Genomic DNA, 26,122 nt, shown 5'->3' on the forward strand with positions numbered 1-26,122 from the left:
ATAGAAAACAGCCAGCCCCGCGAGGCGCCCGCTACCGCGGGCGGCCTGCCCTGCAGGCGGCCAGACGATGAAAAGTCATCCGCGAGTTTATCCCTTTCCGGGAGCCCGGGCGCGGTTCGGGCCATTCAGCTGAACGTAGGAATTTCCCCGTCATACACCACCAGGCGCTCGATGAAGCCGGCCATGTAGGCCTTCATCTCCTGGTGCGCGGGCGAGACCTGGTAGCGGTCATGCGCGGGGCTGTCCGCAAAGGCCGCCACCACGGCGTGGGTCAGGCCGTCCGAGCGGCTGGCTTCGTTGGGCCGGAAGGCGTAGCCCGCCACGCCTTCGCATTCGGCCAGGATGCGTTGGCAATAGCCCTGGACGCGGTCATGGAAGCGCGCGTCGGCGGCCTCGGACAGCTGCAGCATTACGACATGCAAGTACATCAGGATTCCTTTTTCGTACGGGTAAGCGCCAGCCAGGCTCGCGAGACCAATCCCATGATGCCGTCGCGGAACAGGAGGACGCAGAGGACGAAGATTGCGCCCTGGACGATGAGCACCCAGGAGCCCAGCGGCGCCAGGTAGTTCTGCAGCGACACGAAGGTGAACGCGCCGGCCAACGGGCCGAACACCGTGCCGATGCCGCCCAGCAGCGCCATCAGCACCACTTCGCCGTTGGCGTGCCAATGCACGTCCGTCAACGACGCGACGCCGAACACCAGCACCTTCAGGCCGCCGGCCAGCCCCGCCACCGAGGCCGACAGCGTGAACGCCATCAGCTTGTAGCGCGAAGTGGAATAGCCCAGCGAGCGGGCGCGCTGCTCGTTGTCGCGCACCGAACGGATCACCTCGCCAAAGGGCGAGTTCAGCACGCGCAGCACAAAGGCATAGCCCAGCGCGAACACGGCCAACGTGAAGTAATACATCGGCATCACGCCTTCAAGATCGAAGATGCCGAACAGCTTGCCGCGCGGCACACTCTGCAGGCCGTCCTCGCCGCCGGTAAAGCCCGCCTGGACCGCGATGAAATAGACCAGTTGCGACAACGCCAGCGTGATCATCGCGAAGTAGATGCCCTGGCGCCGGATCGCGACGGCGCCAAACGCCAGACCCAGCAGCCCCCCCGTCAGCACCCCGGCCAGGAGGCCGAGTTCGGGCGTGGCGCTCAGCAGCTTCATCACGATGCCGGTCGCGTAGGCGGCCGCGCCGAAGAACGCGGCATGGCCGAACGACAGCAGGCCCACGTAGCCCACCAGCAGATTGAAGGCGGCGGCAAACAGCGCGAAGCACAGCACCTTCATCAGAAAGGTCGGATAGATGAACCAGGGCGCGGCGATGGCGGCCACGGCCAGCGCCGCCATCGCCACGCGCATGCCGCGGCGGCTCAGCTGCACCGGCTCGCGCGTGGCCTCGGCGGCCAGCACGTTCTGCACCTGCAGCGGCTTGCCGAACAGGCCCGCGGGCTTGCACAGCAGCACCAGCACCATGATGATGAAGATCGCCAGGTTGGCGGCCTCGGGATAGAACACCTTGGTCAGGCCTTCGATGATGCCCAGCCCGAAACCACTGATGATGGCGCCCATGATGGAGCCCATGCCGCCGATCACCACCACCGCGAACACCACCACCACGAGGTTGGAGCCCATCATCGGACTGACCTGGTAGATCGGCGCGGCGATCACGCCCGCCACCGACGCCAGCGCCACGCCCAGCGCGTAGGTCAGCGTGATGAGCAGCGGCACGTTGATGCCGAAGGAGCGCACCACCGTCGGATTCTCGGTGGCCGCGCGCAGCATCGCGCCCACGCGGGTCTTCTCGATCAGCACCCACACGGCCAGGCACAGCACCAGCGACACCGCCACCGCCCAGCCGCGATACCAGGGCAGGAACATGAAGCCCAGGTTGACGCCGCCAGACAACGCCTTGGGTATCGTGTAGGGCAACCCCGATACGCCATAGGCCTGACGCAGGCCGCCTTCGATCAGCAGCGCGATGCCAAAGGTCAGCAACAGCCCGTACAAGTGATCCATGCGGTAGGTGCGCGAGATCAACAGGCGCTCGACCACGATGGCGAACACGGCCATGATGAGCGGCACCAGCACCAGCGCTGCCCAGTAGTTCACGCCCAGATAGTTCAGCAGCATCCAGGCCAGGAATGCGCCCGCCGTGTACTGCGCGCCATGGGCGAAGTTGATGATGTTCAACAGGCCGAAGATCACCGCCAGCCCGATCGACAGCAGTGCGTAGAACGAACCGTTGATCAGGCCGAGCAGCAGTTGGCCGAATAGTGCCGTGGACGGCACGCCGAATATTTCGAACACGCGGATTCTCCCCTCAGACGCCCAGGCGGCGCTTGATCCGCTCGGGATCGTTGCGCGCTTCTTCTGCCGACAGCTGGTCGACGACGCAGCCGTGCTCCATGACGTAGTGGCGGTCAGCCACCTTGGTCGCGAAACGGAAGTTCTGCTCGACCAGCACGATGGTGAAGCCCCGCTCCTTCAGGGTGCGGATGGCATGCCCGATCTGCTGCACGATGACGGGCGCGAGGCCCTCGGTGGGTTCGTCCAGCAGGATGAGCTGGGCGCCGGTGCGCAGGATGCGCGCGATCGCCAGCATCTGCTGTTCGCCGCCCGACAGGTTGCCGCCGGAACTGGCGCTGCGTTCGCGCAGGTTGGGAAACAGCGTGTAGATTTCGTCCAGCGACATGCCGCCATCGGCCAGGCGCGGCGGCAGCATCAGGTTTTCGGTCACGTCCAGGCTGCGGAACACGGCCCGTTCTTCGGGGCAATACACCACGCCCAACCGCGGAATGCGGTGCGCCGCCATGCCCACGGTCTCCTGGCCGTTCAAGCGGATGGAACCGCGCCGCTTGTCCATGATGCCCATGATGGCGCGCAGCGTGGTGGTCTTGCCCGCGCCGTTGCGGCCCAGGATGGTGACGAGTTCGCCGCGCCTGACTTCCATGTCCACGCCGTGCAGCACGTGGGATTCGCCGTACCAGGCGTTGAGGTCCTTGATAACCAGCATTTCAGTGCGCCTCCTCGTCGGAGCCCATGTAGGCCGTGATGACGCGCTCGTCGCTCGACACGGTGGCGTAGTCGCCCTCGGCCAGCACCGCGCCGCGCGCCAGCACCGTGATGGTGTCGGACAGATCCGCCACTACCGACAGGTTGTGTTCGACCATCAGGATGCTGCGGTTGGCGGACGCGCGCCGGATCAGCGCGGCGATGCGGGTCACGTCCTCCTGGCCCAGGCCCGCCATGGGCTCGTCCAGCAACATGATTTCGGGCTCCAGCGCCAGAGTCATCGCGATTTCCAGTGCGCGCTTGCGTCCATATGGCAGCAGCGCCGCGGTGGTGTGCGCCAGGCCGGAGAGGCCGACCGCGTCCAGCAGTTCCATGGCGCGGCCGTTCAGGCGGTCGATGCTGCTGCGGCTGCGCCAGAAGCGCCAGCCATCGCCGTGCTGGCGCATCAGCGCCACGCGCATGTTCTGCAGCGCCGTCAGGCCCAGGAACACGGCGGATATCTGGAACGAGCGGACGATGCCCAGCCGCGCGATCTGCTCGGGCGCCAGCGCCGTGATGTCGCGGCCGCGATAGTGGATGACGCCCGCGTCGGGCGCGAGGAACTTGGTCAGCAGGTTGAAGCAGGTGGTTTTGCCTGCGCCATTGGGGCCGATCAAAGCATGGATGGAGCCTTCGCGCAGGGACAGGGACACGCCGTCGACGGCATTGAAGCCGCCGAACCGCTTGACCAATCCCTGGGCGGACAGAACCGCTGGGGTGTTCATGGGCGCGCTCCTACATGCGGGCCAGCAGGCCGCCGTCGATCGCCAGGACGTGTCCGTTGACGAACGCGGCGCCCGGCGAGGCCAGGTAGACCACCGCGGGTGCAATGTCTTCCGGCGCGGCCCAGCGGCCGGCGGGCACCGCCGTGGCCAGGAAGGACTGGAACTGCGGATTGTCCTGCAGCCCCTGCGTGAAATCGGTGCGCACGAAACCGGGCGCCAGTGCATTGCAGGTGATGCCGCTGGCGCCGTATTCGACCGCCAGCGCGCGCGTGAAGGCCGCGATCGCGCCCTTGGCCGTGGCGTAGGCGGCGATGTTGGGCATGGTGGCCTGCCCCGCCACGGACGACATCAGCACGATGCGGCCGAAGCCGCGCTTGCCCATGCCGGGCAGCACGGCCCGCGCACAATGGAAGGCGCCGTTGACGTGCACGTTCTGCAAGGCCTGCCACTCGGCGGAGCTCATCTCCACCACGGGCTTGCGGTTCTGGTTGCCGGCATTGCTGACCAGTACGTCGACCGCCAGCCCCGCGTTATCCAGTTGCGCGACGGCATCGGCCACGGCCTTTTCGTCGGCGACATCGAAAGGCGCCCCGTGGGCCTTGATGCCTTCGGCCGCCAGGCGCTCGCAGGCGGCCGCGCAGGCCTCGCCGGAAAGATCGTTAATTACCACCTGGGCGCCAGCCTGGCCCAATGCTCGCGCGATGGCGTAGCCCAGTCCCCTTGCTGCGCCCGTCACCAGCGCGACGCGCCCCGCCAGACCGAACGTGCGGTCCAGATAGTCGTGTTTCAAGCTTGTCTCCTTGGTCTTATATGCGCCGGATTTCTTGGCCCGGCCTGTGTCGCTGCATGCTTGCGCCAGGCGAAAACATGATTGACATAAATCTCAATATACGCGACTATTTTTAAACACTCAATAACAAGATTTTTTCTTTATCTCTCATAAAGAGTTCTGGTAGGAGACATCATGGCCCTGGAAACGCCCGGCTGCCCCGCAGCCAACGCCTTGCCGCCCCTGGCTTCACGCTTCCTCAAAGTTGCCGATCTGCCGTGGAAACCGACGCAAGTGGAAGGCATAGACATGAAGGTGCTGATGCAGGACAAGGAGACCGGCTTGCTGACCGCCCTGTTCCGCTGGCAGCCCGGCACCGAGCTGCCGCTGCATGAGCATGTGGAGGTCGAACAGACCTTCGTGCTGGAAGGCTCGATCGTCGACGCCGAAGGCGAGGTCTGCGCTGGCGACTACGTGTGGCGTCCGCGCGGCAACCGGCACGTGGCGCGCGCGCCCAATGGCGCCCTGGTGCTGAGCTTCTTCCTGAAACCCAATATGTTCATCGACGCCTACGCCGGCCAGACGCTGGAGTAAGCCGCCCCGGCGCGACCGTCCGGCACAGGACGGCGCGCAAAGAAACTAGCCCCCGAGGAGACATACCCATGAAGACCCGTTTGAAGTACAGCCTGGCCGCCTGCGTGCTGGGCGCCCTGTCCGTATCCGCCCAGGCCCAGGTATCCGATGACGTCGTGAAGATCGGCGTGCTCGGCGACCAGTCCGGCATGATGGCCGACCTGTCCGGCAAGTTTGGCGTGGAAGCCGTGAAGATGGCCGTCGAGGATTTCGGCGGCACCGTGCTGGGCAAGCCCATCGAAGTGATCTCGGCCGACCACCAGAACAAGGTCGACATCGGCGTGGCGACCGCGCGCCGCTGGTACGAGAACGACAAGGTCGACCTGATCCTGGACGTGCCCAACTCCGCCATCGCGCTGGCGGTGCAGGACCTGACCCGCCAGATGAAGCGCGTGGTGATCTTCACCAGCGCCGGCTCGGCCGACCTGACCGGCAAGGCCTGCTCGCCCAACGGCATGCACTGGACCTACGACACCTATGCCTATGCCACCGGCGTGGCCAACGGCGTCATGGAAGACGGCGGCAAGAGCTGGTACTTCATCACTTCCGATTACGCCTTCGGCCATTCGCTGGAGCGCGACGCCATGGCGGTGGTCAAGGCCAAGGGTGGCCAGGTCGTAGGCAGCGTGCGCCACCCGATCGCCAGCGCGGACTTCTCCTCGTTCCTGCTGCAGGCGCAGGCCTCCAAGGCCCAGGTGATCGGCCTGGCCAACGGCAGCGGCGACACCATCAACAGCATCAAGCAGGCGTTCGAGTTCGGCATCATGGGCAGCAAGCAGCGCGTGGCCGCCCTCTTCATGAGCATCGTGGACGTGCGCAGCGTGGGGCTGGAATACGCGCAGGGCCTGAACCTGGTGGAACCCTTCTACTGGGACCTGGACGACAAGTCGCGGCAATGGTCCGAGCGTTATTTCAAACGCACCGGCCGCATGCCGTCCATGGTCCAGGCCAGCAACTACAGCGCCGCCATGCACTACCTGAACGCCGTCAAGGCGGCGGGCACGGACGCGTCCGAGCCGGTGCTGAAGAAGATGCATGAGACGCCCATCAACGACTTCATGACCGAGAACGGCCGCATCCGCGAGGACGGCCGCATCATGCGCGATCTCTATCTGTTCCAGGTCAAGAAGCCCTCGGAATCCAAGCGCGACTGGGACTACTACAACCTGGTGCGCAAGATTCCGGCCGAACAGGCCTTCCGTCCGCTCAAGGACGGCGCCTGCCCGCTGGTGAAATCGTGATGGACGGCGCGCTTGGACTGCTGGCCGGCAAGCGCGCCATTGTCACGGGGGGCGCCAACCCCCGTGGCATAGGCGCCGCCATCGTCGAGCTCTTCATCGCCCAGGGCGCCACGGTCGCGGTGTTGGACCAGGCCTATCCGGAAGGCGCCGGCGCGGCGCTGGCCGCGAGCCGCATCGACCTGCACTGCGACGTGTCCCGTTCGGCCTCCTGCGAGGCGGCGATTGCCCGCGCCCGCGAGGCGCTCGGCGGCATCGACGTGCTGGTCAACAACGCCGGCATCGTCGCGGCCACGCGCATCTGGGACCTGCCCGAGGACGAGTTTCGCCGCATGGTGGAGGTGAACCTGACCGGCACCTACAACGTCACGCATGCGGCGCTGCCGGAATTGCTGCAAAGCGCGCGGCGTCCGGCCATCGTCAACCTGGGCTCCACCGCCGCCTTGCGCGGCGGCGGCCTGCTGGGCGGTTCGCATTACGCCGCATCCAAGGGCGGCGTCATCAGCTTCACCAAGGCGCTGGCGCGCGAGCTCGGCCCGCGCGGGGTGCGCGCCAATTGCGTGGCGCCCGGCATCATCGAAACGGACATGACGCTGGGAAAATTCGGCGAAAATTGGGAACAAGAACTCAAACAGGGCATTCCGCTACAGCGTTTCGGCTCGCCCGCCGAAGTCGCCCAGGCCATACTTTTCCTGGCCTCGGACCTGTCCTCCTACTCAACCGGCATCGTGGTCGACGTCAATGGCGGCTTCCACATTCACTAGGCGCGCCCTCCCGCAATGAGCACTCCAGACCGCATGTTGTCCATCCTCGACCTCTTTCGCGACGACACCACCGCCGCGTTCCAGGAAGACGTCATGGCGCATCTGGACTGCTCGCGCGCCACGGCTTACCGCTACCTCAAGTCGCTGACCGAAAGCGGGCTGCTGGCGCCCACCTCGGGCGGCGCCTACGTGCTGGGGTCGCGCATAATCGAGCTGGACCGCCATCTTCGCCAGCACGATCCGCTGATGCGCGCGGCGCGCGAGGTCATGCGAGCCACCGGCGACGAGCTGCACGCCAACCTGATGCTGTGCAACTACTACGGCGACAAGGTCATGTGCGTGGACCGCTACTGGACCGATGATTCCATCGAATCGAGCTACGCGCGCGGCCGTCCCTACACCATGTTCCATGGCGCCACCGCCAAGCCCATCCTGGCCAACCTGCCGCCGTACCAGCTGCGCAACCTGATGCTGTGGCACGCCGCGGAAATCCGCGAAGCCGGGCTGGGGGAGGATTGGGACGAATTCCGCGCCAACCTCAAGCGCCTGCGCGCAGCCGGCGTCTACGTGTCGCACGGCGAGGTCGACCCTGGGCTGATAGGCATAGGCTCGGCCATCTTCAGCGCCGAACAGAAAGTCGTGGGCAGCCTGGTGTTCATCGCCGCGGAAGCGCGCACCTCGGCCGAGCGGCTGGAGGTACTGCAGGCGCGCATCCAGATCGCGGCCGCGCAGGTGTCGCGCAATCTGCAGGCTCCGCAAAGCAACGGCGCGGCGGCGATCGGCATCATGCCGTCGCGGCCGCGCCGCATCAAGACGTCAGCCGGCGGCGCTGCGCCGGCCAAATCCAGGAAGCCGTAATCAGGCCTTGTTGTAGCGCTCGGCGCTGCGGACGATTTCCTCGTGCGCGGCGTCCAGGCCCTTCCAGCCCTTGACCTTGACCCACTTGCCCTTTTCCAGGTCCTTGTAGTGCTCGAAGAAATGCTGGATGCGGGAGATGTCTTCCGCCGGCAGATCTTCGTAGGACTTGATGTTGCGGTACGGGGGGTACAGCTTTTCGATCGGCACGGCCAACAGCTTGGCGTCGCCGCCCGACTCGTCGTCCATTTCCAGCACGCCGATGGCGCGGCAGCGCACGACCGCGCCGATCTGGATCGGGAACGGGGTCAGCACCAGCACGTCGGCGGGGTCGCCGTCTTCGGACAGGGTTTGCGGGATGTAGCCGTAGTTGCACGGGTAGTGCATGGCAGTCAGCATGAAGCGGTCAACGAAAATCGCGCCCGTGTCCTTGTCGACCTCGTACTTCACCGGGTCGGCGTTCATGGGGATTTCGATGATGACGTTGAAGTCTTCCGGCAGCTTCTTGCCAGGGGAGACGCGATCAAGACTCATGATTCAACCTTGTTGTGTGTCTGAAGGATTGTTCAAATCGAGCCGTCGTCCTTGAACGGCGGCTTGGTAGCCGGCACGGGCGCGGCGGCAGGCGCGGGCTTGGACCCGGCGGGCGTAGCCGGAGCGTACGTGGGCACGGGATCATCGAAAGCCGCCGCCGGGATGGGGGCGCTGTCGAAGTACTCGTCGATGTCGGAGGTGCCGCCGCCGGCCAGCGGGGCATCCTCGGGAGCCAGCGCACGCTCGCGCTGTTCTTTGTTCTCGCGGGCGTCCGGATCCAGCACGTAGTCGGAGGCCGACGCCGCCACGGCCGGCGGCAGCGCGGGGTAATCGCCGCCAAGTTCGGTGTCGCTGTCGACGTCGGACAGGCCCACCGCATAGCCGCCTTCGGCGTCCACGCGGTAAGGATCCGAACCGGTGTCCGCGGCCGGCAAGGCGGCATCCGCCGCCAGCACCGGCAGCGCCATGCTGGCCGCCGTTGCCAGGCGCCAGTGGCGCACTGCGTCGGCGGGACGGTCCAGGCGGTCGTACAGGCTGCCCAGCAGCGCATGCGTCTGCGCATCGCTGCGGCGGCTCAGGCTGCGCAACAGATAGCGTTCGGCCTGGCCCCAGAGCTGGCCGTTCAGGCACAGCATGCCCAGCGCGGTGAGCAGGTCCGGATCGGTGGGACGCTGTTGCAGCCAGGTTTCGGCACGGGCCAGCCGGCGCGACACCTGCTCGGCCTCGCAGCGGGCGTAGGCAGCCACCAGGGCGGGATTGAACTTCACGGCGACTGCGGCTTCCAGCACGCGTGCGGCCTCGCTGGCTTCGCCGGCGGCCTCGAACGCCGCCGCGCCCGCCAGCGCGATTTCCGGCAGGAGGCGCTCCTCGGCCTTGAGATCCTTCCAAATGGCGCGCCAGGCGTCGCTGCCACCTGCGGCGGCGGCGCGCAACCGCGCCGCGCCCGAAGCGTCGATCAATTGATCGGCTTCGGAACGGGCCAGCGCATTGCGGCGCACCAGGCCCCGCGCCAGCGTGAACACCTGTTCGTCATGATGCAGGGCGGTGTGCGCACGCAGCAGCAGGCGCATGGTGTGCAGATGGCGCGCGCCGCCGTCGGCCAGCGGCTCCAGCACGGCCAGCGCGCGCTCGGCGCGGCCCTGGTCCAGCAGCATGTCGGCCGACACGGTGGCAGTGGCTTCGATCAGGCCGGCATCCGTGCCGGCTTGCTCCTGCGCGATCGCCAGCAGGCGGTCGCGGCGGTCGAACTCGCCCAGGCCATGCGTGGCGCGGGCGGCGGACAAGGCCGCCAGCACGCGGCGCGTCTGGACCTTGGTCTGGTCCAGCAGCTTGGTCAGGTCTTTTTCGGCGGTGGTGTAACGCCCTTCCAGCAGGCCGATCCAGCCGCGCTCCAGCAATTCGTGGTCGCGCGCCTGGGCGCGCTTGCCGCGCCAGGCCCGCACGCGGTCGGGAATGGCCAGCAGCCACGCCAGCAGGCGCAGGCCCACGTACAGCACGATGAAGGCCGCGACGATCAGCAGGACCGCCAACGTCAGCGACATGCTGATGCGCCACGGCCAGACCAGCAACAGCACGTTGCCGGAGTGCGAACGCAGCACCACCGCCAGGGCGACGGCGACGACGGCGAGCAGCAGTGTCCAGAACCAGGTACGCATAAGCCTCAGTCCTGTCCGCTGGTCTTGAAGCCCGCGGCGCGCAGCGCGGCCACGGCGTTCAGGCTGTCGGCCACTTCCGGCATGCGCACGGCAATGTCGGTCTGCGCCAGTTCGCGGGCCAGGGTCTGGGCCGCGACGGTGTCGGGGGACCGGACGTCGAAATACTTGGCGAGCGTGACGCCGACGTTGTCGAGTTCGCTCTTCCAGACGGCGGGCTGGCGCATCAGCATGGCCAGTTGCGCCGTCAGCAGGCGTTGGCGCAGCGTGCCGCGCACCTGGTCGGCCTGGTCGGGCGACAGCAGCAAGGCAGCCGGCTCGTCCACGCGCTGGATCGTGATCAGGCCGCCCAGTTCATGCGCCAGCGCGGAGCCGGCGCGGCCGGGCCAGGAGGCCATCTCGGCGCGCCAGCGCTGCCACCAGGGCGCGTCGGCCGGCAAGCCCGCCAGCGGATCGACCGCGGGGGCAGGTGCGGCCGCCGGCGCGGCTTCGCCGGCAGGCGCCACACCCGGGGCGGCGGCGTCCGGCACCAGCAGCGGCGCCTTGCCGATCAGCGCCACCAGGCGGTCGATGCGGGCCGACTGGGCAGGGATATCCACGGTGGACACGGCGCGCAAGCGGTCCAGGTCGCCGTTGATGGCTTGCTGCAGGCTGGAGAAACGCGGGCGGTCGGCGCGCGCCAGGCGCGATTGCGCCGTTTCCAGCGCCACGATCGCGTTGGAGACATTGCCGGCCAGCCGCAGTTGCTGGTTGGCGATGGTCAACAGGCGCTCGACGTCGTTGGCAAGCAGTTCGTCGCTGGCGCTGTCGTTGAAGTTCTGCCAAGCCAGCTGCAAGGCGCTGTACTGGCTTTGGGTTTCGCGCACGGTGTCTTCAAGTTCGCCGACGCGGCCGGCCTGGGCTTGAGCCAGGGCCAGGGCCTCGCGGGTGTCCTTGCGGGCTTGCGCCAGATCGGTGGTCAGCGTTTCGAGGCGCGTGGCGACCTCGCGACCGGCGGACACGAACTGGGTGCGCTGCATCCAGAGGGCGTAACCCAGGCCGGCGGCCAACAGGATCAGGATGATGAGGGCGGGGACCAGCGGGCCACTGCGGCGCTTGGCCGGGCGGGCCTTGACGGAATCGGCCGGGGCCGACGCGGGCGCGCTTGCACCCGGGGCGGCCGTCGGAACGACCGGATCGGTAGCGGGAGTCTTGTCTGTCATGACGCGATTGTATTCGGTGTCAGTCCGATGCAACGAATCAAGCAGCAACAAAAGCCTGGAATATCGACTCGTCGTTGGGCAAGCAGATTTTTACCATCGGCCGCGCCCCGCCTTCATGACAGGGCTGTGGCAGCCGGCGCTCCAGGGAGGGATGCGTCAGCACAAAGCTGCACCGCGCCCACCAGTCCGCCAGGCCAGCCGCCTCCAGACCTGCCCGCAACGCATCCGCGCCCTCGCCGCTGGTGATCAGCCAAGTGGCCGGAATGCCCGCCTCCGCCCAGCGCCGCAGGCTGGCGACCTGATCGGCGCCCCAGCTCGCGGGGCGCCGCAGGTAGGCAGCATGGCGCGTCACGGCCGCGCCGTGCGCCTCGAGCTTGTCACCAAGCCAGTCGCGGCCCTGCGTGCCGCGCACCAGCAGCACGCGCGCGGGCATTTGCGGCAGCCCCAGCAAAACCGCCCAGAGCGCCTCGGAATCGTGGCTGGGCGCGCTTTCAGGGGGATGCAAAACTGTTGTATTCGCGCCAAAGCAGGGGGACAGGCGCAAGGCCTGCGCACTGGCCGGCCCGACTGTGGCGGCGATGACGCCCGCCGGCCAGGGAGCCGGCCCGTCCGCCTGCGCCCATTGTTCCAGGTACAGCCTGGCCGCATTGCCGCTGACGAACACGACCATGTCGTAGTCGGACGGACGCGGCGGCCCGCCGGTCGCGGCCGGCAAAACCTGGATTTCCAGGGCGGGAAGAATGCAGGGCGTCCAGCCGGCGCTCTGCAGGCGGCCTGCCAGGGCCTCGTTGCGGCCGTCGGGCCGCGTCAGGATGGCGACCCGCGGCGGTTCGGCGGCTGCGGACGCCATGACCATCAGTCGGCCCTGGGCGGGTCTTGCAGCAGTTCGCGCAGGATGTCCTGGGCGCCTGCGTCCAGCAGCGCCTGCGCCGCGGCCTCGCCGATGGCCTGGGCCTCGGCCACCGGACCGCTGCGGGCCGTATGGACCATGCGCACGCCGTCGGGCGACGCCACCAAGGCGCGCAACGACAAGGTGCCGCCGGCAATTTCAGCGTACGCCGCCAGGGGCACCTGGCAGGATCCGCCCAGCTTGCGGGACACGGCGCGCTCGGCCACCACACAGGACGTGGTGTCGGCGCTGACCAAGGGGGCCAGCCAGGCGCGCATGTCGTCGCGGTCGTCGCGGATCTCGATGCCCAAGGCGCCCTGCCCGGCCGCCGGCAGGCTGTCTTCCGGTTCGAGCAGGCTGCGGATGCGCGAGCCCAGGCCCAGCCGCTCCAGGCCGGCAGCGGCCAGCACGATGGCGTCGTATTCGCCCTTGTCCAGCTTGCCCAGGCGCGTATCGAGATTGCCGCGCAGCGGCTTCACGACCAGCTCGGGATAGCGCGCACGGATCTGGGATTCGCGGCGCAGGCTGGACGTGCCGACGACGGCGCCTGCGGGCAGGTCGGCCAGCGAGCCATGGGTATTGGAGACGAAGGCATCGCGGGGATCCGCGCGATCGAGGACAGCGCAAAGCTCGAACGGCGCCTGCAGATCGACCGGCACGTCCTTCAAGGAGTGCACGGCCAGATCGGCGCGGCCGTCGAGCAGCGCGTTTTCGAGTTCCTTGACGAACAGACCCTTGCCGCCCACCTTGGAAAGCGTGCGGTCGAGGATCTGATCGCCTCGGGTCGTCAGGGTGAGTAGCTCAACCGCGCACGCCGGGTACAGCGTGCGCAGCCGGTCGCGCACATGCTCGGCTTGCCACAGGGCAAGCCGGCTGGCGCGGGTCGCGATGACCAGGCGTTGCGGTAGAGACACGAGACGGCATCAAACGAAATTGGAGACGATGACCGTCGCGACCACCCCGAGGATGGCCAGCACGAAAAGGCCCTGAAGGAGGCTCAGGCCCGATTCGGATTGCTGGGGATCGGTGGATCTACGCAGACTCATGTGCTGATTCCTTGGAAGCGGTTTTGCGGCTTGCCAGCCACCGTCCAAGGACAACAACGAGCAAGGCGCCAATGATTTCTGCGCCGATTTTAACCGCAGTGGGCTGCACGCCGAATTGACGCTCGACAACCACGTCGGTGATCAGCATGCCGCCGGCGATCCAGCCCAGCAAGGCCGCGCCGAAGGTGACGACCAGCGGATAGCGGTCGATGAGCTTGAGCACCAGGGTGCTGCCCCAGATGATGATGGGCACGCTGACGATCAGGCCGAAGGCGACCAGGCCGATCTGGTGGTCGGCGTGGGCGTTCTGGGCCGCGCCGGCAATGGCGATCACGTTGTCCAGGCTCATCACGAAGTCGGCGATGATGATGGTCTTGATCGCGGCGGCGATGGATGTGCCGCCCTTGATGTTGCCATGGGCATCGTCCTCGGGAATCAGCAGCTTGACGCCGATCCAGACCAGCAGCAGGCCGCCCACGACCTTCAGGAAGGGGATCGACAACAGCGTCAGGGCGAAGGCGATCAGGACCACGCGCAGGATGATGGCGCCCGCGGTACCCCACAGAATGCCTTGCATGCGCTGCTTGGGCGCCAGATTGCGGCAGGCCAGCGCGATCACGACGGCGTTGTCGCCGCCGAGCAGGATGTCGATGAGGATGATCTGGAATACCGCTGTCCAACTCAGCGTCTGGAAAAACTCAAGCACTATGAACCCCCGAAGGCATTTATGAAAAGAGTGGCCGGTCCCGGTCCGGCAAAGCCCGCCGCGCGCGACGCGGCGGGCTTATTCAGTACAACGTATTAGTATAATTCAGCTTTCAGTCAGCTTTCTGGCGCATCAGCAAAACTTTGCCGATAGCCAGCACCAGCACCGCGCCCAACGCGCCTGTCATCAGCGCAAAACTGTGCTGCGTCACGCCCAGGGCAGCGTCGATGCGCGCCACCGGTTCCTGCAAGGCCGGATCGCCCACCAGCAGTTCGCCCGCGATGAAACCCAGCAGCGCCGCCCCCACCCAGACGATGACCGGGAAGCGCTCGATGACCTTCAGGAGCAGCGTACTGCCAAAGATGACCAGCGGAATACTGATGGCCAGACCCAACACCAGCAAGGTCGTGTCGCCCATGGCGGCGGCGGCAACGGCCACCACATTGTCCAGGCTCATGACCAGGTCGGCAATCATGATAGTGCGGATTGCGGTCAGCAGATTGCCTTGCGTCTTGCCGGCCCCGTCTTCCTCGCCCTCGGGCAACAGCAGCGTCACGCCGATATAGACCAGGAGCAGCGCGCCGATGAGCTTGAGCCAGGGCAGCAGGAGCAGCTTGGCCGCTACCAGCGTCAGCACGATACGCATGATGATCGCCGCGGCGGAGCCGACCACGATCGCTTTTTTCTGTTGGGCCGGAGGCAGCGAACGCGCCGCCAGCGCAATAACCACGGCGTTGTCGCCCGATAGCAGAATGTTGACCCAAATGATCTGGAGCAATGCTATCCAGAATGCCGCTGAACTGAGTTCCATGCCTCTCTTTCCTAGGTGTGATCCCCCTAGGACAAACCAAATGAATGGGTGAAATAAGACGAAAAAAAACGTACTGGCCGTCTTGGTGCGAGCCCGACGGCATTCTTGCTGGGTACGTGCAGAATTTCTTTCATTATAGTTTCGTTCAGCTTTCCGTATGTTTGCCAGGCCGCGACGTGGACGCGGGATTTCCCTAGGATTACGGAAAAAAAGACGAAAAAAAGCCCGCCGGAGCGGGCTTCGATGGGCGGATGCCAGTTGCCGGGAGCCAGGGGTTTGACGCCGGAAGCGGGACTTCCGCCAGCAGGCCGCGGGCGCCGGACGCAAGCAGCGTCCGGACGCGCGGCCAGGCGCTTTTTACAGCACCGACTTGAGCAGCTTGCCCATTTCGGACGGGTTGCGCGTGGTGCGGATGCCGCAGGCTTCCATGACTTCCAGCTTGGCGTCGGCAGTGTCGGCGCCGCCGGAGATCAGCGCGCCGGCGTGGCCCATGCGCTTTCCGGGAGGAGCGGTGACACCAGCGATGAAGCCGACGACCGGCTTCTTCATGTTGTCCTTGGCCCACTCGGCAGCGTTGACTTCGTCGGGTCCGCCGATTTCGCCGATCATGATGACGGCGTCGGTGTCGGGATCGTCATTGAACATCTTCAGCACGTCGACGTGCTTCAGGCCGTTGATGGGGTCGCCACCGATGCCGACGGCGCTGGATTGACCCAGGCCCAGCTCGGTGACTTGCGCCACGGCTTCGTACGTCAGGGTGCCCGAACGGCTGACGATGCCGATGCGGCCCTTGCGGTGGATGTGACCGGGCATGATGCCGATCTTGATTTCGTCGGGGGTGATCAGACCCGGGCAGTTCGGGCCCAGCAGCAGGGTCTTGCTGCCCTTGGCCTTCATGCGGTTCTTGACTTCCAGCATGTCACGGACCGGGATGCCTTCGGTGATGCAGATCACCAGATCCAGTTCGGCCTCGACGGCTTCCCAGATGGCGGCAGCGGCGCCCGCGGGCGGCACGTAAATGACGGACACGGTGGCGCCGGTGTCAGCCTTGGCGTCCTTCACCGAAGCGAAGATCGGCACGCCTTCGAAGTCTTCACCCGCCTTCTTGGGGTTCACGCCGGCCACGAAAGCGGCCTTGCCATTGGCGTACTCACGGCACATGCGGGTGTGGAACTGGCCCGTCTTGCCCGTGATGCCCTGGGTGATGACCTTGGTGTCCTTGTTGATCAGAATCGACATTTGTGAATCCTTGGATTTTTCTTTACTTGACGGCGGCTACGACGCGGGTGGCGGCTTCGGCCATCGTGTCGGCGCTGATGATCGGCAGACCGGAGTCAGCCAGCATCTTCTTGCCGAGTTCTTCGTTGGTGCCCTTCATGCGGACGACCAGCGGCACGTTCAGGTTGACGGCCTTGCAAGCAGCGATCACGCCTTCGGCGATGACGTCGCAGCGCATGATGCCGCCGAAGATGTTGACCAGGATGGCCTTCACGCCCTTGTTCTTGAGCATGATCTTGAAGGCTTCCGTGACCTTCTCGGCCGTGGCGCCGCCGCCGACGTCCAGGAAGTTGGCCGGCTCGCCGCCGAACAGCTTGATGGTGTCCATGGTGGCCATGGCCAGGCCGGCGCCGTTCACCAGGCAGCCGATGTTGCCGTCGAGCTGGATGTAGGCCAGGTCGAACTTGCTGGCTTCGATTTCAGCCGGATCTTCTTCGTCCAGGTCGCGGTAGGCGACGATTTCCGGGTGACGGAACAGGGCGTTGGAGTCGAAGTTGAACTTGGCGTCCAGGGCGATGATGTTGCCCTTGCTGTCGCGGTTCAGCGGGTTGATTTCGACCAGGGAGGCGTCGGTGTCCATGTAGCACTTGTAGAGCTTCTGGAACACGTCCACGGCCTGGGCGGTGGAGTCAGCGGGCAGGCCGATCGCGTTGGCGATCTTGGTGGCTTGCTCGGCCGACAGGCCGGTCAGCGGGTCGATGTATTCGGTGATGATCTTCTCGGGAGTGGAGTGGGCCACTTCCTCGATGTCCATGCCGCCTTCGCTGGAGGCGATGAAGGCAACCTTCTGGGTGGCGCGGTCGGTGACCAGCGACACGTAGTATTCCTTCTGGATGTCGGCGCCGTCTTCGATGTACAGGCGGCGGACCTTCTGGCCTTCCGGGCCGGTCTGGTGCGTGATCAGCTGCATGCCCAGGATTTCCGAGGCCAGCTTGCGGACGTCGTCCAGCGAGCGCGCCAGCTTCACGCCGCCGCCCTTGCCGCGGCCGCCCGCGTGAATTTGTGCCTTGACGACCCAAACCGGTCCACCCAGCTTTTCAGCGGCAGCCACGGCCTCGTCGACGGAAAGAGCGGGAATCCCGCGCGGCACGGGGACGCCAAATTGCTTCAGCAGTTCCTTGCCTTGATACTCGTGGATTTTCATGTGTTACCTGTCAGGACGTATGAGAAAAAGAAGGTGAATCGGAGGACGAATCGGCCGATGCCTCAGCGCTACCCCCGGTGTACCACTTGGGATAGTGCTCAGCCACCACCGGGCCGCTGGTGCTTAGCGCGTGGCAGCCGTCCAGTTGGAATGGACGCCGGTTCGGGTTGTTTTCCTGCCGCCGGCGGTTGGCCATGGTCTGCACCGCCGCGGTGGGTAGCACCTGCGACAGTTCGGTCATGTGCGTACAGCCCTCCACGTGCCCGAACCGCTCCTTGACCTGCCGGCGGAACCCCTTGAGCAGGTTCATTCCGATCAGATCAGTGTAAGCCGGTTCGATGGCCATGCAATGCTCGCCGTAGGGAGCGGCGTCATAGACGGCCTGCGCCGCCACGATCGAGAAGTTCTCGTCGATGGTGATGCGCAGATGCATGTGGTGGATGGGTTGTCCGGCCTTGAACATCTCGCCGTCGCGCTTGGGGAAATCGTACGCCTTGACGTCGATCAGCTCGGCTTCCAGGTCCCAGTGCCCGTCTTCGCGCGCATACGACTGCACGCGTATGGAACGCGTGTGCAATGGTTGGCGAGGATAGTCCGGCGGTGGCAAGGGCATGCTGGGGGCCTGCGGGGCGAGATGCCTGCGCATGGTGCGCGGCAACAAAACCTTCAAAGTATAGCGCAGGCGGCCTGCGATCAAGCCCCCTGACTGGCGCCTGACGCGCCGCCGCAGAGTGCGGCTGCCGCCCATAGGCCCTGGTGCCGGAGCTGGCAGGTGATGCGGGCAGCGGCCAGGTGCCGCTCGCGCTCGGGGGAGTATTCCTCCAGTCCCCGCCGGCAGGCTTTCAGGCGCGCCTCCAGCGCGCTCCAGGCGCGGGCGAAGGCGTCCGCCCGGGCGGCCGGCGGACTGGCGGCCAGTTCGGCGGCGGCCTGCGGGCCGCAATAGAGGCGGATCACGTCCGCATCGCCCGCCCAGGCCTGCGCGCCGGTCAGGTCCACGCCCGGCAGGCCCAGCCGGGACAGGCCGCAGAGAATATAGGGGCCATAGTAAGAGAAGGAACTGTTCCAGCGCGCGCCTGCGGGCATTTGCGGACCCTTGGACGTTTCCGTCCAGCCGGGCGCGGCTTGCGGATCGCGCCGCGCCAATTCCGTGGCCAGCCAATTCCGGGCTGCCTCCCGTTGCCTGTGGCGGGAGGCAGGCAGGTGCAGCAGCCACAATTCGACCGGGGCGCCCTCCCCGGTCAGCCTCCGGGGTCCGGTCACCGCTGCTCCCAAGGCGTGGCCGGACTGCCGATCCAGGCCTGGCCCGCCGGAATGGCCTCGCCCTTGAGCACCAGCGTCAGCGGCCCCAGGCGCGCGCCCGCTTCGACCCGAGTGTCATACAGGATGGTGCTGCGCGGCCCGACGTTGACGGCATCGCCGATGCGGACCATGCCGATCTTCATCACGCGGTCTTCGAACAGATGGGTCTGCGGTCCGGACCAGGCGTGCAGCACCGCGTCGTCGCCGATCGACACGCAGTCGTACTCGGTGATGTCGGTGGTGTCCATGAAGACGCGCTTGCCGATGCGGGCGCCCATGCAGCGCAGGGCCAGCGGCAGCCAGGGCGTGGCCCGCAGGAAGTTGAAGAAGTTGGGCACCGCTATGGATTCATACAGGCTGGTGACCGCTTCGCTCTTCCAGACGAACGGCGTCCACATGGGCTCGGCGCGCGGCTTGTAGCGGCCGATCAAGGCCCATTTCAGCGCCACCAGGAACAGGAACGCGCCGACGCCGTACAACACGCCGGCCAGCATCAGCTCGTCGAAAGCGGAGACAAAGCCTTCGCGGGCGGCCATGGGGATGACTTTCATCACGGTCAGATAGCCCACCGCGATCACCACGGCCAGCGGCAGGACCATGCGCATGCCTTCGACGCCGCCGCGCAGGATCTTGCGCCCCAGGCTGGGGCGGAAAGTCAGGTGCGCCGGAAAGCCCGCGGTCTGTTCGCGCGCCGGCAGCGCCAGCGGCGGATTGCCCAGCCAGGTCTGGCCGCTGGCCATGCGGGCATTGGCCGGCGCGCGGCTCTGCACGCCGATCAGCACGTCGTCGGGCAGTACCGAGCCGTCCGGCACATAGGCGCCGTTGCCGACGAAACTGCGGTTGCCGATGACGGTGGGCCGCAAGGTCATCCAGCCGGCGTCGATTTCCTCGTCGCCCAGCATGACGCCGTCGGCGATGAAGCTGTCTCGGCCGAGGGTCAGCATGTCGGGCACCACGCCCATGGCGGTGGAAATTTCGGTGCCGCGTCCGACCTTCGCGCCCAGCAGGCGATACCAGTTGCCCGCGTAGATCGACGCGTACAGGCCGTGCAGCACGCTCAGGCTCGATTCCTGGATCTGGTTCGTCAACCAGCGCCGCAGGTAGATCTGGCCGTATACAGGCCAGCGGCCGCTGGCCAGACGCGGCAACAGCGTCCATCGCAGCAACGCCGATACCAGCACCGTCAGCATCAACAGCAATGCGCTGGCAGGCAAGGCCAGCAGCAGATAGCTCAGGAAAGCTTGAGGCCAGGGCACTCGCGCGCCCATCAGGTCCAGCCAGCGCGCGTCGATCCAGTCGATCAGCACAAAGCTCGGGAACACCGGCATGAAGAACAGCGCGGCGATCAGCGTACCGCCGGCCGCATAGGCCATGCAGTCGAGCCGGCTCCAGATGCCGTGGCGTTGCGGCCGCGGCGGCAATTCGGGAGCGCGGGCCTGCGGATCGTGGCGCGCTGGCGCCCCGCTCCAGATCTGGCCCGCAGGCACGCGGGCGCCCTGCGCCAACGCAGACAGTCCGTCCAGCCGTGCGCCCTCGCCCATCGCCACGTCGCCTTGCAGCACCGAATAGGAACCGATGTAGGTGTTGTCCGCCAACGTGATCGGCGCCACCGTCCACTCGCCGCCGCGCACCGAGAAATTCTCCAGGTTGACCGCCGCGCCGATGCTCACGCCGTTGCCCACCGACAGCAGATCGGGCGCACGCACGGACACCCGGCTGATGGCAGCGTCGCGGCCGATGCGCGCGCCCAGCGCCCGCAGGTACCAGACCTGCAACGGGGATCCCGCAAGCAGATGCGCGGGCGGAATGTCCATCACCCGGTCCACCAGCCACCAGCGGTAGAACAGCCAGCCGTACATCGGATAGCTGCCGGGCTTGAGCCGGCCAAGAATGCCCCACTTGCAGGCCACGGCCACGCCGAAGCTCAACAGATTGCAGGCCAGATAGCTGGCGATGGACAGGACCACCGCACGCCAGACGGAGTCGCCTTCGTCGCCCGTCCAATAGTGATACGTGAAGAACGGCGTCAGCCAGATCAGCATGCGTACGCCGATCAGCAGCGGCAAGGCCGCCAACTGCGCCAGGCCGCAGGTCCAGCGGCGCCACTCGGGCGCGGGCGCGGGATCGGCGCCAATGCCGGCGACGCCCGCCGCTTGGGCCGCGTCGCTTTCGGCCGAAGCCAGCGCGTCCAGCCGGGCCGCAAGCGTTGCCAGCACAGGATGCTGGTAAAGCTCGTGCATGGTCAGCGCGGAAAAATGCGGATGCTTGCGCAGCGACGACACCAGGCGCGCGGCCAGCAGCGAATGGCCGCCCAGGTCGCGGAAGAAGTCGCTGGCCAGCCGCAGCGGCTGTCCCGGGAACAGCGGACGCAAGGCGTCGAACAAGGCCCGCTCGCCCGGCGTGACGGGTTCGTCGTCTTCGCCGCCGGGCTCGGACACGGCCACCAGTTCGCGCGCCTTCAGCGCCTTGCGGTCGATCTTGCCCGAGGTCAAACGGGGAACATCGGCCACCTGTTCGAAGCGCCCCGGAATCATGTAGGCGGGCAGGTCCGCGCCCAGCGCGGCGCGCATCGCATGCGGGTCCAGCCGCGCCTCGCCCTCGGGCTTGAGGAAAGCCACCAGCTGCTCGATGCCCGCGAGATCGCGCAGCACCACGGCGGCCGCGCCCACGCCCGGCAGGCGGTAAAGCGCGGCCTCGATTTCCCCGAGTTCGACCCGGAACCCCCGCACCTTGACCTGATCGTCGCTGCGGCCCAGGCAGTGGATCTGCCCGTGCTCGTCGATGCGCGCCAGGTCGCCGCTGCGGTACATGCGCGTGTCGTGATCGCCGGCCGGACGCGGATTGGCCAGGAATTTCTCGGCCGTCAGCTCGGGCCTGCCCAGATAGCCGCCAGCCACGCCGGGGCCTGTGATGCACAGCTCGCCCACCTGCCCTTGCGGCAGCACCGCGCCATCCTCGCCGCGCACCAGCATGCCGTAGTTGGGCAGCGGCGTGCCTATGGTCACGGGCTGGCCGGGCAGCAGTTCGGCCAGGCTGGCGGACACCGTGGTCTCGGTGGGGCCGTAGGTATTGAATAGGCGCCGGCCGGGCGTGGCCCAGCGCGGCACCAGGAAGTCCGGACAGACCTCGCCGCCCAGGTTGACGATGCGCAATCCGGGCACGTCGCGCGCGAACAGCGCCAGCAAGGTCGGCACGGCGTGCAACACGGTAATGCCTTCCCGCACCAACGCGTCCGGCAGGCCTTCGGGGTCCGTGGTCAGCATCTTGGGCGCCACCCACAGGGACGCGCCGACCAGATAGCTGATCCAGATCTCTTCGAACGACATGTCGAAGGCTACCGAGAAGCCCTGGTAGACCTTGTCTTCGTGGCGCACGCCCAGCACCGCGTTTTCGCTGCGCAGGAAGTGGCAGATGCTGGCATGGCTGACAGGCACGCCCTTGGGCTTGCCGGTGGAGCCCGAGGTGTAGATGACGTAGGCGGGATGCTCGGGCAGCAGCCCTTCCCGCCTGCGCAAAGCGCCTTCGACCGGCTCCGACAAGGCCCAGGTGGTCCAGGTGGCCATGCCGTCCAGCCGGACCTCGGCGCCCGCGATCAGCCCGCGAGCGCCCGCGTCCTGCAGGCAGACCAGCATGCGGTCCACCGGCGTGTCGGACTCGAACGGCAGCCAGGCCGCGCCCGCCTTCGCGATGGCCGCCTGCATCACCAGCAGGTCGGCGCCGCGCGGCAGGCACAGGCCCACGATATCGCCAGGCCGCACGCCGGCCTGCATCAGATGATGCGCGGCCAGATCGGCGCGCTGGCCGAGCATGTCGTAGGTGAGAGTGTGATCCAGCCAATGAATGGCGACGGCGGCGGGATGCCGGCGGATCGTGGCTTCCAGAATGTCGGGCAGCGTCTCTGCGAGCAGCAGGTCGGGCCGACAGGGGCCTTGGAGAATCATAGGAACGACAAGGATCCAGCAATGGGATTTTTGCGTATTGACCCCCGCCGCGGAATTTCGTTCAAGCAAGTTTGAAAAAAAACATCCACGCTGCGCGCAGGCTGTGGCTTGCAGCCATCAGAAGGACCTTGCGGCTGCAAGGAAAAAGCCCTGCTCCGCGCGCGACATGCACGGATCAGGGCTGGCGCCGGACCCTTGGGATCCCGGCGGCGTCAGGGCAAGCTGCTTGCTCAGGCCGCCTGGCGCAAGGCTCGGGCCGCCTGCACCATGCCAAGCAGCGCAGCTTCGGTTTCAGGCCAGGCGCGCGTCTTCAGGCCGCAGTCAGGATTGACCCACAGGCGCTCCTTGGGCAGGCGGGCCGCGGCCTTCTGCATCAGGCCGACCATCCAGTCCACTTCGGGCACGTTCGGCGAATGGATGTCGTACACGCCGGGGCCGATATCGTTCGGATAGCGGAAGTCCTCGAACGCCTTGAGCAGCTCCATGTTGGAGCGCGAGGTTTCGATCGTGATCACGTCCGCGTCCATGGCGGCGATGGACTCGATGATGTCGTTGAACTCCGAATAGCACATATGGGTGTGGATCTGCGTTTCGTCGCGCACGCCGGCGGTCGACAGGCGGAAGCAATCCACGGCCCAGTCCAGGTAGGCCTGCCAATCGGCGCGGCGCAGCGGCAGGCCTTCGCGGATGGCGGGCTCGTCGATCTGGATGACGCTGATGCCGGCGGCTTCCAGGTCCACCACCTCGTCGCGCAGCGCCAGCGCCAATTGGCGGCAGGTCTGCTCGCGCGGCTGGTCGTCGCGCACGAACGACCATTGCAGGATGGTGACCGGCCCGGTCAGCATGCCCTTGACCGGCTTGTCGGTCAGCGACTGCGCGTACGACGACCAGCCCACCGTCATCGGCGCCGGGCGCGCAACGTCGCCAAAAATGACGGGCGGCTTGACGCAGCGCGAGCCATAGCTCTGAACCCAGCCGTTCTTGGTGAAGGCGAAGCCGGCCAGCAGCTCGCCGAAGTACTCCACCATGTCGTTGCGCTCGGGTTCGCCGTGCACCAGCACGTCCAGGCCTACCTTTTCCTGGAAGCGGATGACTTCCTCGATCTCCTTGCGGATGGCGGTCTCGTAGCCCGAGTCCGTCAACGCGCCCGACTTCCAGTCGCGGCGCAAGGCGCGGATTTCCGCGGTCTGCGGGAAGGAGCCGATGGTCGTCGTCGGGTAGGCGGGCAAGCCCAGCTGTTCCTGCTGGCGGGCGATGCGGCCGGCAAACGGCGCGCGATCGCGCGACACGGCCGCAGCGCCGGCCATGCGCTGGGCGACGGCCGGATTGTGGATGCGGGTCGAAGCGCGGCGGGCGGCGAGCGCGGCGCGCTGCCTGGCCAGGCCTTCCTGCGTGGCCGCTTGCGTGGCGCCGTCCAGGGCGCGGCCCAGCAGGCTCAGTTCTTCGAGCTTCTGCGCGGCAAACGACAACCAGCTCTTGAGTTCCGCGTCCAGCTCGGTTTCATGCGCCAGGTCCACCGGCACGTGCAGCAGCGAGCACGACGGCGCCAGCCACAGGCGGTCGCCCAATTGCTGCTTGATCGGGGCCAGCGTGGCAATGGCCGAATCCAGGTCGGTGCGCCAGATGTTGCGGCCGTTGATGATGCCGGCGGACAGCACCTGCCCGGAGCCCAGGCCCGCAACCACTTCCGCCAGTTGCTCGGGTGCGCGGACCAGATCCACATGCAGGCCGGCCACGGGCAGGCCCAGGGCGGTCGACAGGTTGTCCTTCAGGCCGTCGAAGTAGGTGGCCACCAACAGCTTGACCGGGCTGGAGGACAGCTGGTCGTAGGCCTGCTTGAACGCGCGGCGCCAGGCTTGCGGCAGATCCAGCGCCAGGATGGGTTCATCGATCTGCACCCACTGCACGCCCAGCTTTGCGAAGCGCGCCAGCACTTCCTGGTAGACCGGCAGCAGCGCGGCCAGCAGTTGCAGCTTGCCCTCATCGGCGGCGCCGGCGGCAAAGGCGTCGCCCTTGCCTTGGTACAGCCAGGTCAGCGGGCCGGGGATCACGGGCTTCACGGCGTAGCCCTGGGCCTGCGCTTCCTGGACCTGTTCGAACAGCGATTCGCGGGCGATGCGGAAGGTCTGGCCCGGCGCCAGTTCCGGCACGATGTAGTGATAGTTGGTATCGAACCACTTGGTCATCTCGCAGGCGGCGGCGGGCTTGCCCGACGGCGCGCGTCCACGGCCCATGCGGAACAGTGTGTCCAGCGTGACGGGTTCGTTGTCGTGCTGGCCGAAGCGGGCAGGCACGGCGCCCAGCAGCGTGCTCCATTCCAGGATCTGGTCGTACCAGGCGAAGTCTCCCACCGGCACGAACTTCAGGCCGGCGGCGGCCTGCAGCTTCCAGTGCCTGGCGCGCAGCTCGCGGCCCGTCTGTTCCAGTTCCTCGGCGGTTTGCCTGCCGGCCCAATAAGCTTCGACTGTGCGCTTCAGTTCACGCTGGGCGCCGATGCGGGGGAACCCCAAATTATGAATCGTAGTCATGGATCACCACCATTAGACAAAATTTGTTCAAGTGACAGCCATTTTGAGGCCAAATCAAAATGAATCAAAATCAATGTCTACATTCATAAAATGAGAAAATCTCATAGAATATGAGCTTATTCCCAAATCCTGCGGTCACCCATGCTTGAAATCCGCCACCTTGAAACGCTTTCCGCCATCCGCGACGGCGGCAGCCTGCAGGAAGCCGCCGAGCGCCTGCACCTGACCCAGTCGGCCCTGTCGCATCAGTTGCGCGACCTGGAAACCCGGCTGGGCACGCCGTTGCTGAACCGCCGCACGCGGCCGGCTCGGCTGACGACGGCGGGACTGCGGGTGCTGGCGCTGGCGGATGACGTGCTGCCGCGCATCCGCGCGACGGAACGGGACCTGCAGCGGCTGGCCGCGGGCCGCACCGGCCGGCTGCATTTGGCCATCGACTGCCATTCCTGCTTCCAGTGGCTGATGCCGGCCCTGGATGCCTTCCGCGTGCAATGGCCGGACGTGGCGTTGGACCTGTCGGCGGCGTTTTCCTTCGCCCCCCTGCCCGCTCTGGTGCGCGGCGACCTGGACCTGGTCATCACGTCAGATCCCCAGCCGCTCGAGGCGGTGGAATACCTGCCGTTGTTCAAGTACGAGCTGGTGCTGGCCGTGTCGGAATCCAATCCGCTGGCAGGCAGCAAGTTCGTCATGCCGGAGCAATTGGCCGACCAGACGCTCATCACCTATCCCGTGGACAAGCAGCGCCTGGACATTTTCACGGCCTTCCTCGACCCCGCCGACGTGGAACCGGCCGCCGTCCGCCGCGCGGAACTCACTCCCATCATCGCGCAACTGGTAGCCAGCAACCGCGGCGTGGCCGCGCTGCCCAACTGGGCGCTGACGGAATACATGAATCAGGGTTGGCTGCGGCTGTGCCGGCTGGGCCCGCAAGGCGTATGGCGCACGCTGTACGCGACGGTACGCAGCGAAGACACGGACGCGTCGTACATCGATGAGTTCCTGACCATTACCCGGGATGTCTGCTTCAAGACGCTGTCGGGGATCAAGTCGGCAAAGTAA

Annotated in this window: 24 protein-coding genes; 5 read left to right on the forward strand and 19 right to left on the reverse strand. The window is 66.6% G+C overall.

The genetic code is table 11. The features are described 5' to 3' along the window. Positions 1-125: 125 nt before the first annotated feature. Genes DXK93_RS15585 through DXK93_RS15605 form a run of 5 tightly spaced genes read right to left on the reverse strand, consistent with a single transcriptional unit; the run spans position 126 to position 4,564 of the window. Positions 126-428 (reverse strand): Dabb family protein, encoded by a 303-nt coding sequence (locus DXK93_RS15585; RefSeq protein ID WP_054451074.1) that lies wholly within the window; start codon positions 426-428, stop codon positions 126-128. Next, positions 428-2,305: an ABC transporter permease gene (locus DXK93_RS15590; protein ID WP_119450536.1), complete on the reverse strand. Its 1,878-nt coding sequence runs from the start codon at positions 2,303-2,305 to the stop codon at positions 428-430. Before DXK93_RS15590 ends, DXK93_RS15585 begins: the two co-directional genes overlap by 1 nt. A 13-nt stretch (positions 2,306-2,318) precedes the next feature. Further along, positions 2,319-3,011, reverse strand: a complete 693-nt coding sequence (locus DXK93_RS15595; protein WP_054451072.1) for an ABC transporter ATP-binding protein — start codon at positions 3,009-3,011, stop codon at positions 2,319-2,321. A 1-nt stretch (position 3,012) separates the two neighbouring features. Beyond that, complete coding sequence (locus DXK93_RS15600; protein ID WP_119450537.1) at positions 3,013-3,774, reverse strand: ABC transporter ATP-binding protein; 762 nt, start codon at positions 3,772-3,774, stop codon at positions 3,013-3,015. A 10-nt stretch (positions 3,775-3,784) separates the two neighbouring features. Continuing rightward, the gene (locus tag DXK93_RS15605) at positions 3,785-4,564 is read right to left on the reverse strand and encodes an SDR family NAD(P)-dependent oxidoreductase (RefSeq protein WP_054451070.1); all 780 of its coding nucleotides are present in this window, start codon (positions 4,562-4,564) and stop codon (positions 3,785-3,787) included. 174 nt (positions 4,565-4,738) lie between these two features. On the opposite strand from DXK93_RS15605, the gene DXK93_RS15610 reads away from it, so the two are divergent. The 4 genes from DXK93_RS15610 to DXK93_RS15625 all read left to right on the forward strand — a co-directional run bounded on the left by DXK93_RS15610 (position 4,739) and on the right by DXK93_RS15625 (position 8,036). Then, complete coding sequence (locus DXK93_RS15610) at positions 4,739-5,137, forward strand: cupin domain-containing protein (RefSeq protein WP_054451069.1); 399 nt, start codon at positions 4,739-4,741, stop codon at positions 5,135-5,137. 68 nt (positions 5,138-5,205) lie between these two features. Next, complete coding sequence (locus DXK93_RS15615) at positions 5,206-6,417, forward strand: ABC transporter substrate-binding protein (protein WP_119450538.1); 1,212 nt, start codon at positions 5,206-5,208, stop codon at positions 6,415-6,417. Next, entirely contained in the window at positions 6,417-7,178 is a 762-nt protein-coding gene (locus tag DXK93_RS15620) for an SDR family NAD(P)-dependent oxidoreductase (RefSeq protein ID WP_054451067.1), read from the forward strand. Before DXK93_RS15615 ends, DXK93_RS15620 begins: the two co-directional genes overlap by 1 nt. Before the next feature lie 15 nt (positions 7,179-7,193). After that, positions 7,194-8,036, forward strand: a complete 843-nt coding sequence (locus tag DXK93_RS15625) for an IclR family transcriptional regulator (protein ID WP_054451066.1) — start codon at positions 7,194-7,196, stop codon at positions 8,034-8,036. Here the strand turns inward: DXK93_RS15625 and ppa are convergent, their stop codons facing one another. From ppa to metE, 14 genes are all read right to left on the reverse strand, one after another. After that, on the reverse strand, positions 8,037-8,567 hold the full coding sequence (ppa, locus tag DXK93_RS15630; protein WP_013392552.1) for an inorganic diphosphatase: 531 nt from the start codon (positions 8,565-8,567) through the stop codon (positions 8,037-8,039). 32 nt (positions 8,568-8,599) lie between these two features. Then, positions 8,600-10,222, reverse strand: a complete 1,623-nt coding sequence (locus DXK93_RS15635) for a heme biosynthesis HemY N-terminal domain-containing protein (RefSeq protein WP_119450539.1) — start codon at positions 10,220-10,222, stop codon at positions 8,600-8,602. A 5-nt stretch (positions 10,223-10,227) separates the two neighbouring features. Further along, on the reverse strand, positions 10,228-11,421 hold the full coding sequence (locus tag DXK93_RS15640; protein WP_119450540.1) for a uroporphyrinogen-III C-methyltransferase: 1,194 nt from the start codon (positions 11,419-11,421) through the stop codon (positions 10,228-10,230). Between the two features lie 37 nt (positions 11,422-11,458). Then, positions 11,459-12,277: a uroporphyrinogen-III synthase gene (locus DXK93_RS15645; protein ID WP_119450541.1), complete on the reverse strand. Its 819-nt coding sequence runs from the start codon at positions 12,275-12,277 to the stop codon at positions 11,459-11,461. Further along, positions 12,277-13,224 carry a hydroxymethylbilane synthase gene (gene hemC, locus DXK93_RS15650; protein ID WP_119450542.1) on the reverse strand — a complete coding sequence of 316 codons (948 nt, stop codon included), beginning with the start codon at positions 13,222-13,224 and terminating at the stop codon, positions 12,277-12,279. Before hemC ends, DXK93_RS15645 begins: the two co-directional genes overlap by 1 nt. A gap of 9 nt (positions 13,225-13,233) precedes the next feature. Further along, positions 13,234-13,356: a hypothetical protein gene (locus tag DXK93_RS32495; protein ID WP_042792647.1), complete on the reverse strand. Its 123-nt coding sequence runs from the start codon at positions 13,354-13,356 to the stop codon at positions 13,234-13,236. Beyond that, complete coding sequence (locus tag DXK93_RS15655; protein ID WP_054451061.1) at positions 13,343-14,062, reverse strand: TerC family protein; 720 nt, start codon at positions 14,060-14,062, stop codon at positions 13,343-13,345. The genes DXK93_RS32495 and DXK93_RS15655 overlap by 14 nt, the downstream gene beginning before the upstream one ends. Positions 14,063-14,174: 112 nt before the next feature. Beyond that, positions 14,175-14,873, reverse strand: coding sequence for a TerC family protein (locus DXK93_RS15660; protein WP_054451060.1), 699 nt, complete (start codon positions 14,871-14,873; stop codon positions 14,175-14,177). Positions 14,874-15,230: 357 nt separating this feature from the next. After that, on the reverse strand, positions 15,231-16,112 hold the full coding sequence (gene sucD, locus DXK93_RS15665) for a succinate--CoA ligase subunit alpha (protein WP_013392545.1): 882 nt from the start codon (positions 16,110-16,112) through the stop codon (positions 15,231-15,233). Between the two features lie 22 nt (positions 16,113-16,134). Further along, positions 16,135-17,295, reverse strand: a complete 1,161-nt coding sequence (gene sucC / locus DXK93_RS15670) for an ADP-forming succinate--CoA ligase subunit beta (protein WP_054451059.1) — start codon at positions 17,293-17,295, stop codon at positions 16,135-16,137. A 10-nt stretch (positions 17,296-17,305) separates the two neighbouring features. Further along, positions 17,306-17,908, reverse strand: a complete 603-nt coding sequence (locus DXK93_RS15675) for a DUF2889 domain-containing protein (RefSeq protein ID WP_054451331.1) — start codon at positions 17,906-17,908, stop codon at positions 17,306-17,308. Between the two features lie 80 nt (positions 17,909-17,988). Next, positions 17,989-18,555: a 4'-phosphopantetheinyl transferase superfamily protein gene (locus DXK93_RS15680; RefSeq protein WP_119450543.1), complete on the reverse strand. Its 567-nt coding sequence runs from the start codon at positions 18,553-18,555 to the stop codon at positions 17,989-17,991. Then, positions 18,552-22,535 carry a Pls/PosA family non-ribosomal peptide synthetase gene (locus tag DXK93_RS15685; RefSeq protein ID WP_119450544.1) on the reverse strand — a complete coding sequence of 1,328 codons (3,984 nt, stop codon included), beginning with the start codon at positions 22,533-22,535 and terminating at the stop codon, positions 18,552-18,554. Before DXK93_RS15685 ends, DXK93_RS15680 begins: the two co-directional genes overlap by 4 nt. Before the next feature lie 230 nt (positions 22,536-22,765). Beyond that, the gene (metE, locus tag DXK93_RS15690; protein WP_119450545.1) at positions 22,766-25,063 is read right to left on the reverse strand and encodes a 5-methyltetrahydropteroyltriglutamate--homocysteine S-methyltransferase; all 2,298 of its coding nucleotides are present in this window, start codon (positions 25,061-25,063) and stop codon (positions 22,766-22,768) included. Positions 25,064-25,204: 141 nt separating this feature from the next. Between metE and DXK93_RS15695 the strand changes: the two genes are divergently transcribed. Next, positions 25,205-26,122, forward strand: coding sequence for a LysR family transcriptional regulator (locus DXK93_RS15695; protein WP_054451055.1), 918 nt, complete (start codon positions 25,205-25,207; stop codon positions 26,120-26,122).

It is taken from the genome of Achromobacter sp. K91 (assembly GCF_003576205.1).
GTDB classification, from domain to species: Bacteria; Pseudomonadota; Gammaproteobacteria; order Burkholderiales; family Burkholderiaceae_B; genus Achromobacter; species Achromobacter aegrifaciens.